This is a genomic window from Pseudomonas sp. PAGU 2196 (assembly GCF_022179005.1).
Taxonomy (GTDB): domain Bacteria; phylum Pseudomonadota; class Gammaproteobacteria; order Pseudomonadales; family Pseudomonadaceae; genus Aquipseudomonas; species Aquipseudomonas kermanshahensis.
In genome coordinates this window covers 1-730 of the sequence record NZ_BNTL01000068.1, presented here as the reverse complement: position 1 = coordinate 730, position 730 = coordinate 1, and the positions used below count along the sequence as shown (strand labels likewise).

Annotated in this window: 1 protein-coding gene; it reads left to right on the top strand. The window is 63.6% G+C overall.

Going from position 1 to position 730, the window contains the following annotated elements; translation table 11 throughout:
• Positions 1-59 precede the first annotated feature (59 nt).
• Positions 60-730: ABC transporter permease (locus tag MFF34_RS27940; protein ID WP_238217826.1), on the top strand; the 671-nt coding region annotated here is incomplete at its 3' end.

Below are 730 nucleotides of genomic sequence, written 5' to 3'. Positions count from 1 at the left end.
CGACCTGACCTACACCCTGGTCGATCCACGCATCGACTTCGCCAGCCGGGAGCACTGACATGGCACTGTCCCCTCTCAACCGCCGGCGCTTCGAGCGCTTCAAGGCCAACCGCCGCGGCTGGTGGTCGTTGTGGCTGTTCCTCATCCTGTTCGGCCTGAGCCTGGGCGCCGAGCTGATCGCCAACGACAAACCGATTGCCGTGCGTTACGACGGCGAGTGGTACTTCCCTGCGTTCAAGCGCTACCCGGAGACCACCTTTGGCGGCGAGTTCCCGCTGGAGGCCAACTACAAGAGCCCGTACATCCGCGAACTGCTGGCCAAGAAAGACAGCTTCGTGCTGTGGGCGCCAATCCCCTTCAGTTACCAAAGCATCAACTACGACCTCAAGGTCCCGGCCCCCGCCCCGCCTTCGGCGGACAACTGGCTGGGCACCGATGACCAGGGCCGTGATGTGATGGCGCGGGTGATCTACGGCTTCCGCGTGTCGGTGCTGTTCGCCCTGACCCTGACCATCCTCAGTTCCATCGTCGGCGTCATCGCCGGTGCCTTGCAGGGCTTTTATGGCGGCTGGGTCGACCTGGCCGGCCAGCGCTTTCTGGAGATCTGGTCGGGCTTGCCGGTGCTGTACCTGCTGATCATCCTCGCAAGCTTCGTGCAGCCCAACTTCTGGTGGCTGCTGGGGATCATGCTGTTGTTCTCGTGGATGAGCCTGGTGGACGTGGTGCGCGC